Origin of the sequence: Peptoniphilus pacaensis (assembly GCF_900088125.1) — a bacterium.
GTDB classification, from domain to species: domain Bacteria; phylum Bacillota; class Clostridia; order Tissierellales; family Peptoniphilaceae; genus Aedoeadaptatus; species Aedoeadaptatus pacaensis.
In genome coordinates, this window is record NZ_FLQT01000003.1 from 1,121,258 (window position 1) to 1,138,022 (window position 16,765).

The window sequence follows — 16,765 nt, forward strand, 5'->3', positions numbered from 1 at the left end:
AAAACGGGTATAATAGAGTGGCAATTCAAAGAAAAAGAGGAAAAGAAATTGAAAATAAAACACATCCTGATCCTGTTCGCAGCCCTGGGAATCGCCGTCATATCCTGCGGCGCTGCCCCTCGGAAAAACGCGGGGAGAACCCCTCGCGCCAAGGCCCGGGCCACGGTAACATACCGTCACCGAGGTGCGAGACGCAAGGCGAAGCGTCGCCTGAAAAAACGCCCGTGCCGGCGAAGAATAAAAAAAGCCGCGAGAAAGCAGCCGAGGGAGGCGAAGGGCCCTTCCTTTTCCAATATGGCCAAGGCGGAAGACAAAAAATACGTGGAAGCACGATTGAAGTCATCGCTCAGCGCCGAAAATGTGGACCGACTCATGGCCCTCGTCGACGATTACAACGGCACCGCCGCCCCCTACCTCACGGCGGACTTTTCGAAAAGCGGCATCCCAACCTACGACGTGGGCAAAATCACGGAAGCCCAATCGAAAAAGCCCATGAACTACCCCAACACCAATTGCCGCATCACCACCTATCTTCTGCTAAAAGACGATATGAAAGTGAGTGAAGACATAGAAGAAGATGGCGAGCTCCTCTTTATGGATAAAGAGGCCCTGAGCCGCGGAGGCATTTTAAACGAAAAAGAAACGGCGGATTTCATTCGCCTCTTCAGCCGCGTCAAGACCGACGGGAGCAAAGACCCCGCCCATCAGGGCAAGATCATGGAAAAATTTCTGTCCCAAATGACCTTTTCGGACAAAGCCTCCATGGTGTCCGTGGTGCTTCACGACAATCTCGACGGCAATTACCTGTTTATCGGCCACGTCGGCGTCCTGGTAAAAGACGGCAGCGGCTACCTTTTTGTGGAAAAAATTTCCTTCGAAGAGCCCTACCAGGCCATTCGCTTTCAAAACAAAGAGGCGTGCTACGGCTACCTGAAAAATAAATACAAAGACTACACCGATCCCAATGTGGCGCCGCCCTTTATTATGGAAAACAATCGCTACGTAGGCTGATGTAACAAATGATACGGTGCCGGTTTCAAAAATAAGCTATCCTTAAAGCAGGTGATAGAAATGCATGCAATAAAAATCAAAAGAGCCTACGAAAAGGCGGAACCCGACGACGGAGCGCGCATCCTCGTTGACCGCTATTGGCCGCGCGGCGTGAGAAAAGAAGATGCGGCCCTCGACTCTTGGGCAAAAGAAGTGTGCCCGTCCACCGGGCTCAGAAAATGGTTCGACCACCGGGACGATCGCTTTTCGGTTTTTGCCGAAAAATACCGGGAAGAACTTGAGGTATCGAAGGCGGCGACAGCGTGGCGCGATGAAATCATAAAACGATTGAACCGCGGCCCCGTCACTCTCGTTTACGGCGCCAAGAGCGAAGAGACGAATCACGCCCGCGTCTTAAAAGCATGGATAGAAGAAGCATTAAATAAAGAGTAGGAACGATGAATTTCGTATGTCACGGCGGCGACGTCGCCACATTAAAAGAACTGATCAATTACGAAGAAAAGACCGTGGCGAAGAAAGAAATCGCATCCAATGGGAGCGTGAGACTGATCCTGGTGGCCTTTGACGACGATGATGCATAATTCCTCACCGCGCCACGCCGACGCCCTTCTCGCCGTCTCAGAAGGCGAGGCCGCCGTCGACTACGAAAGGGCGGAGCGCAAAGGAAGGGCCGGGGACATGATTTGCTTTGATAAAGAGGGTCTCCATTCCGTAAAGGCATTGGGTAAAATGAAGACGGCCCCCATGCTCATGACGTAAAGAACAAATAAAATGGACTTGCAAGAATCGTAAAACCTTGGTATACTATTTATTGTTATAAATGGTATGGAGAGTTAGCTCAGTTGGTAGAGCACTACGTTGACATCGTAGGGGTCGCTGGTTCAAGTCCAGTACTGTCCACCAAGGGACGCACCTGAAAGGGTGCGTTTTTTTATGCCCGAAAGAGAAAGGGTATTTTTTCACATAAGAACAAAAAAGCATGATATAATGAACTGAATAGTTATAGATATTGGTAAAGCCTTACCTGAATATAGAAGGATGTCCGGTCGGTTTCCATCGACCGAGAAGAGGAACCTGCATACGCCCTCCTGGCGGGAAGCTTGTTCCGTAGCGCAATGTGACCTTAGACGAATGAGAAGGAGTGATTCTATGAACAGAAAATTGACTGCCCTGCTGTTGGCCATGACCTTTGTCTTATCTACCATGGCACCGACCGTAGCTGCGGCTGAAACGGGCAAGACCGACACGAAAACAACGGCGGCTGTTTCCGTGGAAAAGCCCAAGAAGGGAAAATGGAAACTCGCCACATTGGTTGCGAAGGTCTTGGGCACGAAAGAAGAAACAGAGAACGAGCCGACGGAGCCTGCAGAAGGTTCTTCGGAAGATAAATCTGTAGACGGAAAAGAAAAGAAAAAAGAAGAACCCGGCAAGGGTGAAGAAGAGGAACCCGTAAACGTTCCCGCTAAAATTTCCTTTTTTGTAAAAGATAGTAAAAAAGACGACTCCGACGGATTGGACGGAGCAGAGCTTCAATATGTAAAGATAAAAGGCGACTTGAAGGAAGATCCGAAGGACATCAAGGATACGAAGTCAGTTCTCACATTAGAACCTGCAAAATATGAGTTCAAGATGACCAAAGCCCCCGATGGCTATAAGGAAGCGAAGGATTTTACGCTTGAAATTACCAAAGACGGTGAGATCAAGGATGCAAATAAACTACCCATTGAGATCAAGGACGGTAAAGAAGGCAGTAAGATCTTGGTACTGAAGGTCGAAGAAGCCAAAAAAGAACCTGAAAAAGAAGCCGTAAAGATTTTCTTCAGCATCCGAGATGCCGCCGACAACACTAAGGAATTGGCCGGAGCGAAGCTGAAGGTTACCAATGAAGACGGCAGTATAGTAGAGAAAGCATGGACAAGTAAAGCAGAGGCCTTTGAAATCAGCGGTTTGAAGGAAGGCAAGTTTAAGTTCTCTGCCGAAGCACCTGCAGGTTACAAGATCAAAAATAATCCCATCGAATTTGAGATTACTGCAGAAGGTAAAATCAAAGACGACAATAAGTTCTTGGAAAAGACCAAGGACGGCAAGCAAACCCTGATTATGAAAGCCGAAAAAGAAGCGGGTAAAACCTTCTTCGGCATGAAAGACAGCGTCGGCAGAGTTGTTACCGGAGCCACGCTGCAAATCAGAGAAAGAAAGAGCGGTAGGCCGGTTGACGATGCCACATGGAAGAGCGAAAAGGGCATGGTCCCCATCGCTTTGAAGGCGGGCGAATACGAACTGGTACAAATCGACGGCCCGGCCAAGGGTTACACCATGGCAGCGCCCATCTCCTTCGGCATTAATGACAATGGCGAAATCATGGGGCTCTCCAAGGACGAACACGGCGACCAATACCTGGCCCTGCGCGTGGATCCCCTTGAAAGCAAGACCTTCTTCAGCGTGAAAGACAACCGCGGCAATGAAATCGCCGGGGTCAAGCTTCAAATCAAAGAAATCGGCACCGAACAAATCGTACAACAATGGGAAAGCGGCAAATCCCCCGTGGATTTCAAAATGGAAGCGGGCGAATACGAATTTTCTCAAATCAACGTGCTTCCCGGCTATCAAATGGCATCGCCGATTCGATTTAAAGTGGCAGACGGCAAAATCATAGAGGCCGGCAAAGGCCTCAGCGCCGCAGGCGGCCAACAAGTGCTGAGCTTAGTCGACGGCTATGTCAAGCACGGAATTAAATTCAGACGAGTGAAAGGCGACGGCAAGGACCTCGCCGGCACCACCATCGAAATCTATAAAGACGGAACGAAAGTCGCCTTCTGGAAGAGCGGCAGCGAAGCCAATACGTTGGAACTGGAACCCGGCGTCTATCGTTACCACGAAGCCGGCATCCCCGACGGACACAGAAAAGTGGCCGACTTTGAATTTGAAGTCAAAGCCGACGGCACCATCAGACTCGGTGCGGTTCAGATCGGCGATACGGTAAAATTAAAAGACAGAACCCTCATCATTTCCGGTAATGAGGTAAAAGCCGACCCGAAAGAAAAATCGAAAGAGAAAAAGGGTGCGGAAAGCATCTGGGTCGAATTCAGCCTCACGAAACGAAGCGGCGGCGAACTTTCCGGCGTCATCGCGGAAATCTACCAAGGCAGCACCATGGTGGAAAGCTGGACCAGCACGGACCTCAGCTACCTGACCCGACTGCAACCGGGCACCTATCGCTTCCACGTGAAGACGGCCCCCACGGGATTTGCCGCGCCGAAAGATTTTGAATTCACCGTCAAAGAAGACGGCAGCGTCACCCTGGGCACCATTCCCGCGGGCGAAACGGTCACCGTCAAAGGCGGCCTGATTACCGTCATCTTCGAAACCCAGGCAGCGGCTGCAGCCATCGCCGGCGGCACCACCGCCCAAGGCGGCACGAAGTCCAATCTGCCCAAGACCGGAGACGGCATCAGCCCCGTGGTATACGCCGCGGCCATCGGCGTCGTCGGCGCCATTACCTTGGGAATCGGCCTGAAGAAACGCAGAGAAGAAATCGATGAAGCCAAGTAAAAATAAGAACAAGAAAGGGAAATTCCTGATATATTTGGGGATTTCCCTTCTCCTTATCGGGGCGGCCATTCCCGTGAAGGTTTATTTTAAAAACCGGGCGCAAAAAGAAGAAGCCGTGAAACTGGAAGAGCAAATGTTGAGCGGCAGGCCGCAGGAAAAATCTGCCGATGCGGCCGATACCGGCGATGCCATCACCTACGACAACGCTCTGGGCGTCATACGCATCGACAAAATCGGCGCGGTGTATCCCATCTTCGACAATACGAACAAAAAGACCCTGCTTCTCGGCGTCGGCGTGGTGGACACTACGGATGCGCCGAGCACGAAAAGAAACACCCTCACCGTCCTGGCGGGGCACCGCGGCTCGGGCAGGGGCCTGGATTACTTTTTGCACATCGGCAAACTGGAGCCCGGGGATGAAATCAAAATCACCACCAGAAAAGAAATCCTCCACTACCGCGTGGTGGGCGATGAAGTGGTGGAGCCCAACGACTGGAGCCGCTTTATACGGGAAGAGGACAAGACCAAGCTCTACCTGATGAGCTGCCATCCCTATCCCAAAAACAACAAGCGCCTATTGGTGAAAGCCGATTTAGTCAAATACACGGAGCTATAAGACAGAAGAGAACAGCCGCCGTCATGGCCGGCTGTTTTTTCGTGGAAAAATTTCGCGGGGAAGCGACAAAATCCTTTTGTGTTAAAAATTTACTCGAACAAGCCGGGAAATAAAAAAATCAGCGGGAAATGTATAACCATTCAATAAATATTGTTTTAACAATTCGGTTGAGGGTACATAAATAAAACCGGGAAGGTCTTTACATAGATCCCGACTCGGGCTCGACAAGTAAAAGAACTTTCCTATCGTAAAACGAAAAATTACAAAGGAGGAAACCATGGAATTCAAAAAAGTAGTACTGTTAGGCGGCGGCGTCCTCGGTACGCAAATTGCCTTAATGTGCGCCTACACCGGCCACGACACCACCATATGGCTGCGCAGCGAAGGCTCTATCGGTCGTACCCAACCGAAGATCGATCACTTTAAAAAAGAAATCCTGAAGGCCCTGGACGAATCCAAAGGCCTTATCGGCAATCCCCTGGGCGCCTACCTCTATCCCAAGGCTCTGATTCGGGATTGGAACAGCATGACGGCTGAAAAAATCGACGCCCTACACGCCGAAGTGGAAAAGAACATGAACGAAAAGCTCCATCTCGAGCTGGATGCGAAAAAAGCATTGAAAGATGCGGACATCGTCATCGAAGCCATGACCGAAGATCCCAAGCAAAAAATCGAACTCTACGAAAAATTCCGCGATCTCTTCGACGAAAAGACCATTCTCTGCACCAACTCGTCTACCCTGCTTCCCTCGACCTTTGCCCAATACACGGGTCGTCCGGAAAAATACATGGCCTTGCACTTTGCCAACGAAATCTGGAACTACAACACGGCGGAATGCATGGGTCACGAAGGCACCGATCCCGCCGTCTACGACGACGTGGTTCGCTTTGCCGAAGAAATCAATATGGAACCCATTAAGCTGCACAAAGAACAGCCGGGCTACGTCCTAAACTCCCTTTTGGTTCCCCTCTTGGATGCGGGCTCCGCTCTTTGGGCGAAAGGCGTCGCCGATCCGGAAACCATCGACAAAGCGTGGCGCCTGGCCACCGGCGCACCGGCAGGTCCCTTTAAAATCATGGACGTGGTGGGACTGAAGACCGTCTACGCCATCGTCAGCATGAAAGAAGACGCCAAGGATCCCGACTCCCTGAACCACAAAATCCTCACCATGATCGGGGAAAAGGTGGAAAAAGGCGAGCTGGGCGTGGCCGCCGGCAAGGGCTTCTACGACTATACCGAATAAAAGGAAACACGAAACTGAATAAAGGAAACACGAGCAAGATCCGCGGGGCCATGACCCTGCGGATTTTTTTGCGTGAAGGAAAAATTCCCTCAGGCCTTTGATATAATAAGAAAAAAGGAGGACCTATGACCGATTACAAGAGAGAACGAGAGGCGGGGGAACGCTTCAGCCTCCATGACGCCCATATCGTTGCCATGGATTGCGACTACGACAGCGAAACAATGCGCCTCGTGCCCCAATACGGCTTTGTGGATACACTGACCGATACCATGGTGGAGGGGGATGTGATCATTACCGGCGTGTCCCCGGAAGATTCCTACGTCACCATCATAGAATACAAAAACGTCTTGACGGGGAATGTGGGAAGTTTCGTCGGCGAAAAAATGACCCTCGTCTCCTTTCTTGACGCCTTCGATTCGAAATTCAACGCCATGGACATCATGAGCACCTACCATGGTTACATGAACTGCATCATCACCGGCTTTTTGAGTCGCGGCGACGAGGATTTGGAAATATATATGGATATTTTCTACCGCGGCGATTTTATCTACCGTGTGCGGGAGAAGTAAGCCATCCGTGAAAGGAGTACGCCATGTACGAAAGTCTGACGAAATATTTGGATGTGTTTAAGGAAGACGGCTACGGCCGGTGGATCATCGACGAAAAGGAAGTTCACTTTCCCTATGTGAATTACGATGAGGCGGTGAGGAATTTTCTCGGCGACGTCATGGCTTTTGTGGACGCGCACGAGGAAATGGATTTGAAAAGATACTCCTTGATTCTTGAAGATCTCGGCATCGAGATGAGTACGGAGGCCATGGCCGAGGCGGATCCGGAGGTCCTCGACGGGCAGGCGGTCATGGCACTTATCGTGGCGAGTATGCGGGGCGAACGGTTTTGTGACGGCTTTTTGCTTCGCTTGCTTAATGAGGGCTGCGTGGTGAAGTGGCTGAAGCGGCTGAAAGAGATCGACGGGAATGAGCGGGCGAGTAACCGCCGAACAATTTAGAAAAATCAAGGGCACCTATGGCGGTGCCTTTTTCCTTGGCTACATTTCCTTTACAATGTGGGTGTTTTGTCTAAGAATGGCGCGGGCAGGTAAATTGATTTAGCCCGGCGGGTATAATGATGGAAAGAGAGAATCGTTTTGCAGAAAAATCGGGAGGTACTATGAAGGCTTTTAAAGGCATGCTTCCATATCTCGCGGGAATCGTCGCGGCATTTTATCTTTTGCCCCTCTGCATGAGGGACACGGGCGGGGCGATATTGGTTTTGCTCTTGGCCATGCCCATCCTATGCCTCGCCATTTCCTTCGCCTACGGCAGGAGGCGGGGCTTCCACCCGCTTTATCCTTTGGCGGTGAGCCTTTGTTTCTTGCCGTCCATTTGGATTTTTTACAATGAATCGGCATTGATTTACGTAGCGGTTTACGGCGCCTTGGCGCTTTTGGGAAGTTTTTTGGGAGGCTTGCGATGAAATTAAGCGTTAAAAAGATTGCCCTCGGCATTTTTGTTCTCCTTGTTCTTGCGGTGGTAAATACCCTATTCGGCAATCCCATGTCGAAAGCCTTGGCGGAGCACGGGGCGGACAAGGTGATCGCGGAAAAGTACGGCGATTTGGATTTATCCCGCGAAAAGGTGTTTTATAACTTTAAGGCTCCCGAGTACGTGGTACACCTGCAAGATAAGAACAGCGAGGACTCCCAATTTGAATTGTGTTTCGATTCTTTCGGCCGCTTGAGGCGTGACACTTACGACTGGCGCATCGACAATACGGCGGCGCGCTTCGAAAGTGCAGTGTGGAAATATGGCGAGGTTCTTGAAAAGAAATATGATTTTCCCTATGAAATCTCGTTGTCCGCTTGGAACAAGATCGATGAGGCAGACTATTTGACCTTGGATCAGCCGGTGGATTTAAAGCATTTGCCTTATAAACTCGAGGTGCAAACTTTTGGCGAAAGAAAGATCACGGCGGATGAGGCCATGGCGATTTTAAAGCGGCTTCAACAGATTATGGACGACGAAAACCTCGACGTCATGGAATATGCTTTGACCTTCGAACCGAAGGGTAGTCGGGATGAAAACGGCGCCTTAAAAAACAAGGACGATATGTTCTCCGTCTACGAGGTGCCGGCCGATGTGGTGCGCCGAGGTGATGTAGATGCCCTGAAGGCCTTGGCGAAGGAACAGATGACGGAAGGGAAGGACTAAGACGATGTGGCTCGTATTCGGCGTGGGTGCTGCGGCCTTCGCTTTTATTAATCTCGCAAAGCCCGGCAAGAACCGTGCGACCTTTCGCTGGGCGAGCCTGTCTCTCACGGCTCTCGCCCTCTGCGCCTTTTACGCCGACGGCGCCGCACGGGTGCTGAAAGAAGACTGGGGCGGGCTCATGGACACCATGCCCACCCTTAGCCGCGCCCTGTGGATCTTAACCGCGGCATCCATCGTGCTCAACGGTGCCGGCCTTTTTAAAAAAACGACTCGAGATAATTGAAGATAAGATTTTTCAACCCGCTTCGGCGGGTTTTTTATTTGTAATTTAAATGAATTTACGGCGCGCATAATCTTTTTCGATACAAAGCCGTGAGGCAATGATTCATGTTAATATAAAAACATAAAGTTTCATGTTTGAGGTTTTCATTCAAACAAAAGGAGGAAATAATGAAAAAATTCATCGGATGTCTGCTGGCCTTCGTGATGTTGGTCGGCTTTGCATCTCCGAGCTTCGCCCAAGTGGACAAGGTGGGCGTATTGCAGCAAAAAGACATCGTCGTCGGCAGAGACGGGGGCGATCTGAAGCTGGATGCGACGTTGACCCGGGCAGAATTTATGAAGCTGCTCGTTCACGCTTCCGGTATGGAAGGCGTGGCTGAAAAGAAAGAGTACAACCGCCTCGGCTTTACGGATGTATCCAAGGCTCACTGGGCTTACAAGTACATCGAGCTGATGAAGGATTTAGGTGTAGCCGCGGGCTATCCCGACGGACGCTTCAAACCCGACGCGCCGATCAGCTATCAGGAAGTTATCGCCTTTGCGGTCAGATTGGACCGCGATTTTAAGGACACGAATCGCGTTGAAGGAAAGAACTGGGCAAACCATTATATCGATTACGCAAAGAAGACAGGCCTTTTAGAAGGCATTGCAGTCACGGACTTTACGAAACAATCCATTCGCCGAGATATTTTCGATCTCATCTACAACGGCCTTCCCATGTTGGAAACCCGCAATATTCTTCGCGACAAATTGGTTCTTCAAGAAAAGAAGGCCGAGGAAAAACCCAATAGCGGAAAATCCGGCACCTCTTCCGGCGTGACGCCGACGCCGACGCCGAACCCGAAACCGAATCCGACGCCGAATCCCGAAGACAAGTACGTGAATATTCCGGACCCCTTGTTCTTAAAGGTCATTAACAAAAACCTGGATCCCAATCGTCCCGACGATCAAAAGGTCACGAAGGAAGAAATGGAAAGCCTCACTATGATTTCTCACTATCTCGACGACGAGGGCAAGCCGGGGATTAAGGACGACGCCAAAAAATCCATACTTGGCACGCCGAGAAGCCTCAAAGGCACGCCGGAGTATAAATTTATGACCAGCTACGGCATCAAGAGCATCGAAGGCATTCAATACGCCAAGAACCTGACGCATCTCAAGTTAAATGAAAATGAAATCAGCGACATTACGCCTCTGAAGGATTTAAAGAAATTGGAATACCTGGAAATTTCCAGAAACCGTATCGTCGATTTGACACCACTGAAGGACCTTACCAATTTGACCTTCTTAAAGCTGTACAATAACTGGATCGAAGACGTAACGCCTTTGGCAGGTTTGGTCAATTTAGAGGGCCTGGATCTGCACAACAATGTGCATCAAGAGATAATAGATGGTAAGCGCATCAACAGCGGCGGAATTTCCGATATTTCGTCTCTGAAAAATTTGACGAAGCTGAATTTCCTGGATCTTTCCGCCAACAATCTAAAGGACGTCTCCGTCATTAAAAACTTCGACAAGATCAAGGACATCGACCTTTCCGGCAACCACATTGAAACCTATGTGGGATTGGACGAATCCATCGCCAAGCGCTACGTGGCCGTAGCCAACGGCGTCGGAAGTCAAAACTTCTGGGCTCAATCGGTGACAAAGGAAGAGCCGATTACCGTAACGTCGGCGGATGTGGAATTCGACAATCCCTACAAGGGCTTTAAAGAACTCTTCATCTCCCTCGCCAAGGTGATGGCGGAAGAGGAGGTAAGCGACGAGGATGCGCTTCAAGGTGCGCAAATGTACACGATGATCAAATCGAATACCGATGGCGTCGAAGCCGCCTATGATTTGAATTCGAATAAGATCACGCTCAGCGTATCCGATGCATTCCGCGAAGCGAACAAAGGCAAGACCGTGGATGTGAACATGATGATTGTCTTTGGTGGTGCCTATGAATGGGCTTTAAATGTAAAACTGAAGATCGATTAGGAAGAAATCGCGGCACAATTCCGTGCCGTTTCACCGCAATAAAAGAAGGCGCCATGTCGGCGCCTTTTTGCGTGCCCATTAATTCATTTTCACCAGTTCTTTTTGAATCCATTTTCCCGCCACGTGGGCGAGCTTTTCTTATAGATTTTCCAGAGCTTGCTCGATATCGGCGATAATATCTTCTTTATCTTCGATACCGACGCTCATACGAATGAGGTCGGCGCTGACGCCGGCGGCCAGGAGTTCCTCGTCGTTCATTTGGCGATGGGTGGTGCTCGCCGGGTGGAGGACACAGGTGCGGGAATCGGCCACGTGGGTGACGACGGCGGCGAGTTTTAAGCTATCCATAAACTTCGTAGCGGCTTCCCGACCGCCTTTGATGCCGAAGGAGATGACGCCGCAGGAACCGTTGGGAAGGTATTTTTTCGCCAGCTCGTGTTGGCTGTCGTCTTCCAATGCGGAGAAATTAACCCAGGCGATTTTGTCGTGGCCTTTTAAATATTTGGCCACGGCGTGGGCGTTTTCGAAATGGCGAGGCATTCTGAGGTGGAGGGTTTCCAAGCCTAGCCCCAAGTAGAAAGAATTTTGCGGCGAGGGAATACTTCCCAAATCGCGCATAATCGTCGTGGTCATTTTTGTAATATAGGCGCCTTTTCCGAAGGTTTCCGTAAAGGTAATGCCGTGATAGGTTTCATCCGGCTCTGTCAATTGAGGATATTTATCTCCGTGTTTCGTCCAGTCGAAGTTTCCGGAATCGATGACGGCGCCGCCGACGGAATTGGCGAAACCGTTCATGTATTTCGTCGTGGAGTGGGTGACGATGTCGGCGCCGTATTCGAAGGGGCGAAGGAAAATCGGCGTGGGGAAGGTGTTGTCCACAATGAGGGGCACGCCGTGAGCGTGAGCCGCTTCGGCGAAGGTTTCGATATCTAAAATTTTAAGTGCCGGGTTGGCCAGGCTCTCTCCGTAGACCGCCTTCGTATTGGGGCGGAAGGCGCGGTCCAATTCTTCTCGCGTCGCCGCCGGATCCACGAAGGTGGATTCGATGCCCATGTCCTTCATGGTGTGGGCGATCAGGTTGTAGCTGCCGCCGTAAATGGCGGAGGATGCCACCACGTGATCCCCGGCTTTTAAAATATTAATAAGTGCGTAGAAATTCGCCGCCTGACCGGAAGAGGTGAGGATGCCACATGCGCCGCCTTCCAAGGCCGTGATCTTAGCCGCCACGGCGTCGTTGGTAGGATTGGCCAGTCGGGAATAGAAATAGCCCGATTCCTTCAAGTCGAAGAGATCGCCCATTTGCTGAGAAGAGTCGTATTTAAATGTTGTCGATTGTACGATGGGCACCACGCGAGGTTCGCCGTTTTGGGGATCGTATCCCGCTTGTACACATAATGTTCCGAGTCCTTGTTTTGTCATCATATTCTCCTTATAATTCATTTTTCACAGTGGATGGGACGGCGTTTTTTGCCGATCCCTTCGCAAGTTCATAGATTATGCCGAGTACGAAGCCCGTAACGGCCGGTAAGAGCCACGCGAAGCCCGCTCCCGAAAGGGGGATGGCGTCGACGGCGGCCTCTAATAGGGGAAGGCCCGTAAAGGCGGTGATCGCTTCCAATAAACTGACCACCAGGGTAAAGACCATGGCGACGCGGAAGGCGAGGGCGTGATTTTCAAGGGGTTTGTAGAAAACGCCCAAGATCATGAGCATGATCACGCTGGGGTAAACCATGAGGTAAATGGGCGTCGCCAAGAAGACGATTTTTTCCACGCCCAGTAAGGTAATGCCCGCGCCGATACAGGAAAATAATATAGCGGCCTGTTTATGGGAAAGTTTCCCCTTCGTAAATTCGTGGAAGAAATTGGCGATGGATGTAATTTGTCCGATCGCCGTGGTCAAGCAGGCGAGGACGACGGCGATGCTCAATAAGGCCAGCCCTTTTTCGCCTAAAATGGCACGGACGATATTGAGCAGTAGCGTGGCGTGATCGATGTCCACCGGATACTGTCCGCTTAATTTTGCGCCGAAATAGAGGAGACCAACGTAAATGACGAAGAACAGACCGAAGGTAATGACGCCGGCCTTGGCGACGATACCGTTTCGCTCCTTGTCGCTTGCATAGCCTCTTCGCACGATGTCGCCTATAAAGACGGTGCCGATTAAAAAGCTTACCAGTAAATCACCCGTTTGGTAGCCGCCCAAGAACGAATTTAAAAGGACGTTTTCCGCTTGAGGTGCGGCAGGGACGGCATCGATGGGAAAGAGCACGCCTTTAATCACGATAATAAATAATATCGCCACGAGGGCCGGTGTCAAATAGCGGGCTACTTTGTCGATCATGGCGCTTAAGTCCAAGGCGAAGTAAAGGGCAATGCCGAAATAAAAGAGGGCGAATGCCGCCATGGGCACCTTTGGGAACAGCGCCTGAACGCCGAGTTCGTAGGCCACGGCGCCGGTTCTCGGCACGGAAATGTGGCCGGCGAAGAGCATAATCAAGAGCAATAAGTATTTAGAAAATTCCGGGTGGATGTTTTTCGTAAGGGCCTCCACGGAACCCGCTCTCGAAATAACGTACAGGGCGACGATGGGCATTAAGACGGCCGAAATCATAAGTCCTACGGCGCCTAAGCTCCATTGATCTCCCGATACGAGGCCCAGGGCGCCGGGGAAAATTAAATTGCCCGCCCCAAAATAAGAGGCAAAGAGCGCCAAGCCGATGTAAAAAGTGTCTCGATTTTTCTGTTTCATTTCATTCTCCTTTTGTCCTCGGTTATTCGCGATAAATAAAAAAAGCCTCCGTCCCTAAAAGGACGAAGGCAAAATGCTCGTGTTACCACCTTTTTTCATTATTTTATCGCTAAAATAACCTTACAGAGTACTATCATACCCGTGACGCTATAACAGGCGTACCTGTCGCAGCCTAAACCGAAGTCTCGGTGCGAACACTCCGAGGCCATGTTCCAAAACTTCCATGCCGATTTCTCTCACCAAATGAAATCTCTCTGTAAGCACTTCCCTTTTGTACTCTCCTCTTCAACGTTATGAATGGAATTATAAGCGAAGTGACATGAGGAGTCAAGGGATATTTTAAAAAAATTAAAATCCATGAAATTTCCGGGTTTGTTTCGTGGTGCGGAGAATTTTTTCCGTTGCAAAGAAGGCGCCATGTCGGCGCCTTTTTGCGTGTTCATTAATTCATTTTCACCAGTTCTTTTTGAATCCACTTTCCCGCCACGTGGGCGATCTGTTCGATTTTTTGGATTTTTACGAAGCGGTGGTGAAAGAGTGTCTTTGCGTTTTCGACGTAATCGCTGTTTAAGAGGGCGAGGACTTTCACATTTTTTCGCGCCAGCATGTCCAGGTAGCGGGCGGTGTCTTCCAGGGCCGGCGTTTCGGAATAGGCTTTGCCGAGTCGAAGTCCCTTTCCCGCCAAGGGTTTAAAGTCGTTGGGATTGGCGTCGGTGAGGACGATGCTAAGCAGGGGCGCCTTGGAGCTTATCAGAACGGGGTAGGCTTTGAAAAAAAGGCCGTCTCGATTCCAGCCCATGGATTTGTAGCGGAAAATTCTCTTCATGTCGGCGGCCTCGTCGTAGTCTTTTAAGATGGTGACGACGGTGGTATCTTCCACGGTTTGGTAGGAGAGGATGCGGTTTCGGATCCCGTTGTTTTCCAAGGATTTTGAAAGGATATAGGCTTCGATGGCGATATCCGATTCGATGGGCAAGAGGGAGGCGGAGGCATCCAGCACCAGGTCCACTTGAAAGCCGGGGGCGGGGATGAGGTTTTTGCGCTCGAAGATGGAGGCGCGATTTGAAATTTGGGAGCGAAAGGCGCGCCGGGGAACGAGCTTGCCGCTCTTGGCCGCTTCGCCCTCCATGTCGGTGACGGATGCCAGCTTCAGTTTAAAGGCTTTTGTCATTTCTTCGATGGCGCGGCGGTAGGTGGCCTGCTTTTTTTGAAATTTAAGCAAGTGGCGGCGCACGGTGCGGGCGTTCAGGTCTTGATTCAAGCGCTTATCGGCATCTTCAATGCCTCTTGTAAAGAAGATGCGGGATTTTCTGTGGCCGTCGGTACATAGGGCGCGGTTCAAGGCCAGGCTCTTTTCTTCGGAAAAAAGGTTCCGTCCGAAGGTTTCTTCGATGGCATCTTCCCGGTCTTTTTTAATGCGGCGAAAGAAATTGGTGAAGACGGGCAGATCGCCGCCTTTTCCGTCGCCATGAAGGAAGGCGGGCACATTGGCGCGCTCGACGGAGACGTAGCCGGGAATGGAAAAGAGGTGGATGGCGGGAAGCCAGGGAGGCAATGGCCGGGCATGCTCCCGGTAGCGGAGGCATTGGGTGAAGAGGGCGATGACATTGGCCTCTAAATCGTCCTCTGTCGTGTCTTGAGGCAGGCGGAGCTTTTCGTAGAGGGCCATTTCTTTCTTGTTGAGCTTTTTATAGGGCAGGCCCAGGATGTCATGGGTGCGTTTCATTTCCATGGCGTAGAAGAGGGGGATACGAAGGGCCAAGGTGCGGCGGCGCAGGTCGTGGCCATCGTCCAGGAAGCGGCAGGCGAAATCTTTCCGAAGATCCGAAAGCACGGGGCGCTCCTTCCCTTCGCGGTGATAGACGACATCTTCCAAAAGGTAGAGGGCAAAGAGGTCGTATTTTTCCCGCTGCAGTTGGCCGGAGAAGCGACCGAAGAGGGCGTCCAAGGTGTCGGCGCCGAAGTATTTTGCCGCGAGGCCGAGGATCAGGTTTAAGTAGAAGTCCGGATTGCCGGCAAGGTCCAGGCCGTAGAGAACGGGTTTATAATCGTAATTTTCCGCGCCCGCCCATTGAAGATTGTCGGGCCTGCTGTCTCCATGGGATTTCATAGGCGGCCTATTTCACCAGATCCGACAGATGGAGCGGTTCTTTGAAGCGCGCCTTGATTAAATCGGCCACCAGCTCCTCTTCGTAGGGATCGAAGATTTTGTTGACGAGGCTCAAGTTCAGGGACTCTTTCAGTTCCAAGCCTTCCTTCACCAAGTCCACGGCATCGAAGAGGCCGCGAATATCCATGGCGTGGTGGGCAATTTCGTTGGCGTCGGCCTTGCGTTGGATGTCCGCCACCAGTCGGCACAGGTCGCGGATAAAGGCGGGCTTCAGCTCCGGATAGGTCTCGCCGATCAACAGACTCAGGTCGTCGTCTGCGAGAGGCGGCATTTTCAGTACGACGAAGCGAGACAGCAGGGCTTCGTTTAAGTCCCGGGTGCCTTCGTAGCCGTAGTTCATGGTGGCGATAAAGCGGGTGGCGGGGTGGATTTTGATGAGATCGTAGCCCGGCATGTCGATGATGCGCCGGTAGTCCAAGGCGGAGTGGAGCACGGCCAGGGCTTCGTTTTTCGCCATGTTAATTTCATCCAGCACGGCAAAGCCGCCGACTTTCGCCGCCAAGGTAATGGGGCCTTCTCTGAAAAACACGTCGCCGCCCTTTAAGCTGTCGTCGCCCAGCAGGGCCGGGGCGTCGATGCTCATGTGAAGGGACACGTTCCACAGGGGCCTTTGAAACTGCGCGGCCAAATTTTCCGCCAGTACGTTTTTGCCCGTGGATTTTTCGCCGACGAGGAGCAAATTTTTTCCGGATAAAATGGCTGCCGTGGCGGCACGCAAGATTTCCTCGCCGTGGTAGTTGAAGCGAGGATGGGGGATGCGGTCTTTATAAGCTTCCGGAAGAGGATTGCTTTCAATAAATGCTTGAATAGGGTCTGTTTGATTCATGTTCATCTCTCATTTGTTTTTTCACTTCGGTTTGCGTTCAATACATGAACGGCCGGTCTTATATGTATTGTACCACGAAAATTCGCCGCCGTTTATACGGGGTCGTTTACGTAAATGTACAGGGGG

General features: G+C 51.1%; 17 protein-coding genes, 1 tRNA gene and 1 other annotated feature. Of the genes, 14 read left to right on the plus strand and 4 right to left on the minus strand.

The genetic code is table 11. The features are described from left to right. Positions 1–48: 48 nt before the first annotated feature. The 14 genes from BN7444_RS05290 to BN7444_RS05350 all read left to right on the plus strand — a co-directional run bounded on the left by BN7444_RS05290 (position 49) and on the right by BN7444_RS05350 (position 10,894). A complete protein-coding gene (locus BN7444_RS05290; protein ID WP_082941283.1) occupies positions 49–1,011 on the plus strand; it encodes a DUF4300 family protein in 963 nt (320 codons plus the stop codon). A 60-nt stretch (positions 1,012–1,071) separates the two neighbouring features. Continuing rightward, complete coding sequence (locus tag BN7444_RS05295) at positions 1,072–1,443, plus strand: DUF488 domain-containing protein (protein ID WP_068456746.1); 372 nt, start codon at positions 1,072–1,074, stop codon at positions 1,441–1,443. Between the two features lie 5 nt (positions 1,444–1,448). After that, entirely contained in the window at positions 1,449–1,592 is a 144-nt protein-coding gene (locus BN7444_RS09355) for a hypothetical protein (protein WP_167627201.1), read from the plus strand. Further along, complete coding sequence (locus BN7444_RS05300; RefSeq protein ID WP_135122038.1) at positions 1,582–1,770, plus strand: cupin domain-containing protein; 189 nt, start codon at positions 1,582–1,584, stop codon at positions 1,768–1,770. The genes BN7444_RS09355 and BN7444_RS05300 overlap by 11 nt, the downstream gene beginning before the upstream one ends. A 68-nt stretch (positions 1,771–1,838) precedes the next feature. Further along, positions 1,839–1,914: transfer RNA gene (locus tag BN7444_RS05305), tRNA-Val, on the plus strand. A gap of 246 nt (positions 1,915–2,160) precedes the next feature. Next, positions 2,161–4,563, plus strand: a complete 2,403-nt coding sequence (locus tag BN7444_RS05310; protein WP_068456751.1) for an MSCRAMM family protein — start codon at positions 2,161–2,163, stop codon at positions 4,561–4,563. Continuing rightward, positions 4,550–5,179 carry a class C sortase gene (locus tag BN7444_RS05315; protein ID WP_068456754.1) on the plus strand — a complete coding sequence of 210 codons (630 nt, stop codon included), beginning with the start codon at positions 4,550–4,552 and terminating at the stop codon, positions 5,177–5,179. Before BN7444_RS05310 ends, BN7444_RS05315 begins: the two co-directional genes overlap by 14 nt. 277 nt (positions 5,180–5,456) lie before the next feature. Next, on the plus strand, positions 5,457–6,422 hold the full coding sequence (locus BN7444_RS05320; RefSeq protein WP_068456757.1) for a 3-hydroxyacyl-CoA dehydrogenase: 966 nt from the start codon (positions 5,457–5,459) through the stop codon (positions 6,420–6,422). 125 nt (positions 6,423–6,547) lie between these two features. Beyond that, positions 6,548–6,991 carry a hypothetical protein gene (locus tag BN7444_RS05325; RefSeq protein ID WP_068456760.1) on the plus strand — a complete coding sequence of 148 codons (444 nt, stop codon included), beginning with the start codon at positions 6,548–6,550 and terminating at the stop codon, positions 6,989–6,991. A gap of 23 nt (positions 6,992–7,014) precedes the next feature. After that, the gene (locus BN7444_RS05330; RefSeq protein ID WP_068456764.1) at positions 7,015–7,431 is read left to right on the plus strand and encodes a DUF6508 domain-containing protein; all 417 of its coding nucleotides are present in this window, start codon (positions 7,015–7,017) and stop codon (positions 7,429–7,431) included. A gap of 161 nt (positions 7,432–7,592) precedes the next feature. Beyond that, positions 7,593–7,898 (plus strand): hypothetical protein, encoded by a 306-nt coding sequence (locus BN7444_RS05335; protein ID WP_068456766.1) that lies wholly within the window; start codon positions 7,593–7,595, stop codon positions 7,896–7,898. Then, a complete protein-coding gene (locus BN7444_RS05340; protein ID WP_068456769.1) occupies positions 7,895–8,632 on the plus strand; it encodes a YfjL-like protein in 738 nt (245 codons plus the stop codon). Before BN7444_RS05335 ends, BN7444_RS05340 begins: the two co-directional genes overlap by 4 nt. Before the next feature lie 4 nt (positions 8,633–8,636). Further along, the gene (locus tag BN7444_RS05345; RefSeq protein WP_068456772.1) at positions 8,637–8,915 is read left to right on the plus strand and encodes a hypothetical protein; all 279 of its coding nucleotides are present in this window, start codon (positions 8,637–8,639) and stop codon (positions 8,913–8,915) included. A gap of 167 nt (positions 8,916–9,082) precedes the next feature. Continuing rightward, on the plus strand, positions 9,083–10,894 hold the full coding sequence (locus tag BN7444_RS05350; RefSeq protein ID WP_068456775.1) for a leucine-rich repeat domain-containing protein: 1,812 nt from the start codon (positions 9,083–9,085) through the stop codon (positions 10,892–10,894). Positions 10,895–11,032: 138 nt separating this feature from the next. On the opposite strand, the gene BN7444_RS05355 is transcribed toward BN7444_RS05350, so the two are convergent. The 4 genes from BN7444_RS05355 to BN7444_RS05370 all read right to left on the minus strand — a co-directional run bounded on the left by BN7444_RS05355 (position 11,033) and on the right by BN7444_RS05370 (position 16,639). Next, the gene (locus tag BN7444_RS05355) at positions 11,033–12,313 is read right to left on the minus strand and encodes an O-acetylhomoserine aminocarboxypropyltransferase/cysteine synthase family protein (RefSeq protein WP_068456778.1); all 1,281 of its coding nucleotides are present in this window, start codon (positions 12,311–12,313) and stop codon (positions 11,033–11,035) included. Positions 12,314–12,323: 10 nt separating this feature from the next. Next, positions 12,324–13,643 carry a branched-chain amino acid transport system II carrier protein gene (gene brnQ / locus BN7444_RS05360; protein ID WP_068456779.1) on the minus strand — a complete coding sequence of 440 codons (1,320 nt, stop codon included), beginning with the start codon at positions 13,641–13,643 and terminating at the stop codon, positions 12,324–12,326. Between the two features lie 55 nt (positions 13,644–13,698). Further along, positions 13,699–13,941, minus strand: a binding site (T-box leader). A gap of 144 nt (positions 13,942–14,085) precedes the next feature. After that, a complete protein-coding gene (locus BN7444_RS05365; RefSeq protein ID WP_068456782.1) occupies positions 14,086–15,753 on the minus strand; it encodes a vWA domain-containing protein in 1,668 nt (555 codons plus the stop codon). 7 nt (positions 15,754–15,760) lie between these two features. Continuing rightward, positions 15,761–16,639, minus strand: coding sequence for an AAA family ATPase (locus BN7444_RS05370; RefSeq protein ID WP_082941284.1), 879 nt, complete (start codon positions 16,637–16,639; stop codon positions 15,761–15,763). Between the last annotated feature and the right edge of the window lie 126 nt (positions 16,640–16,765).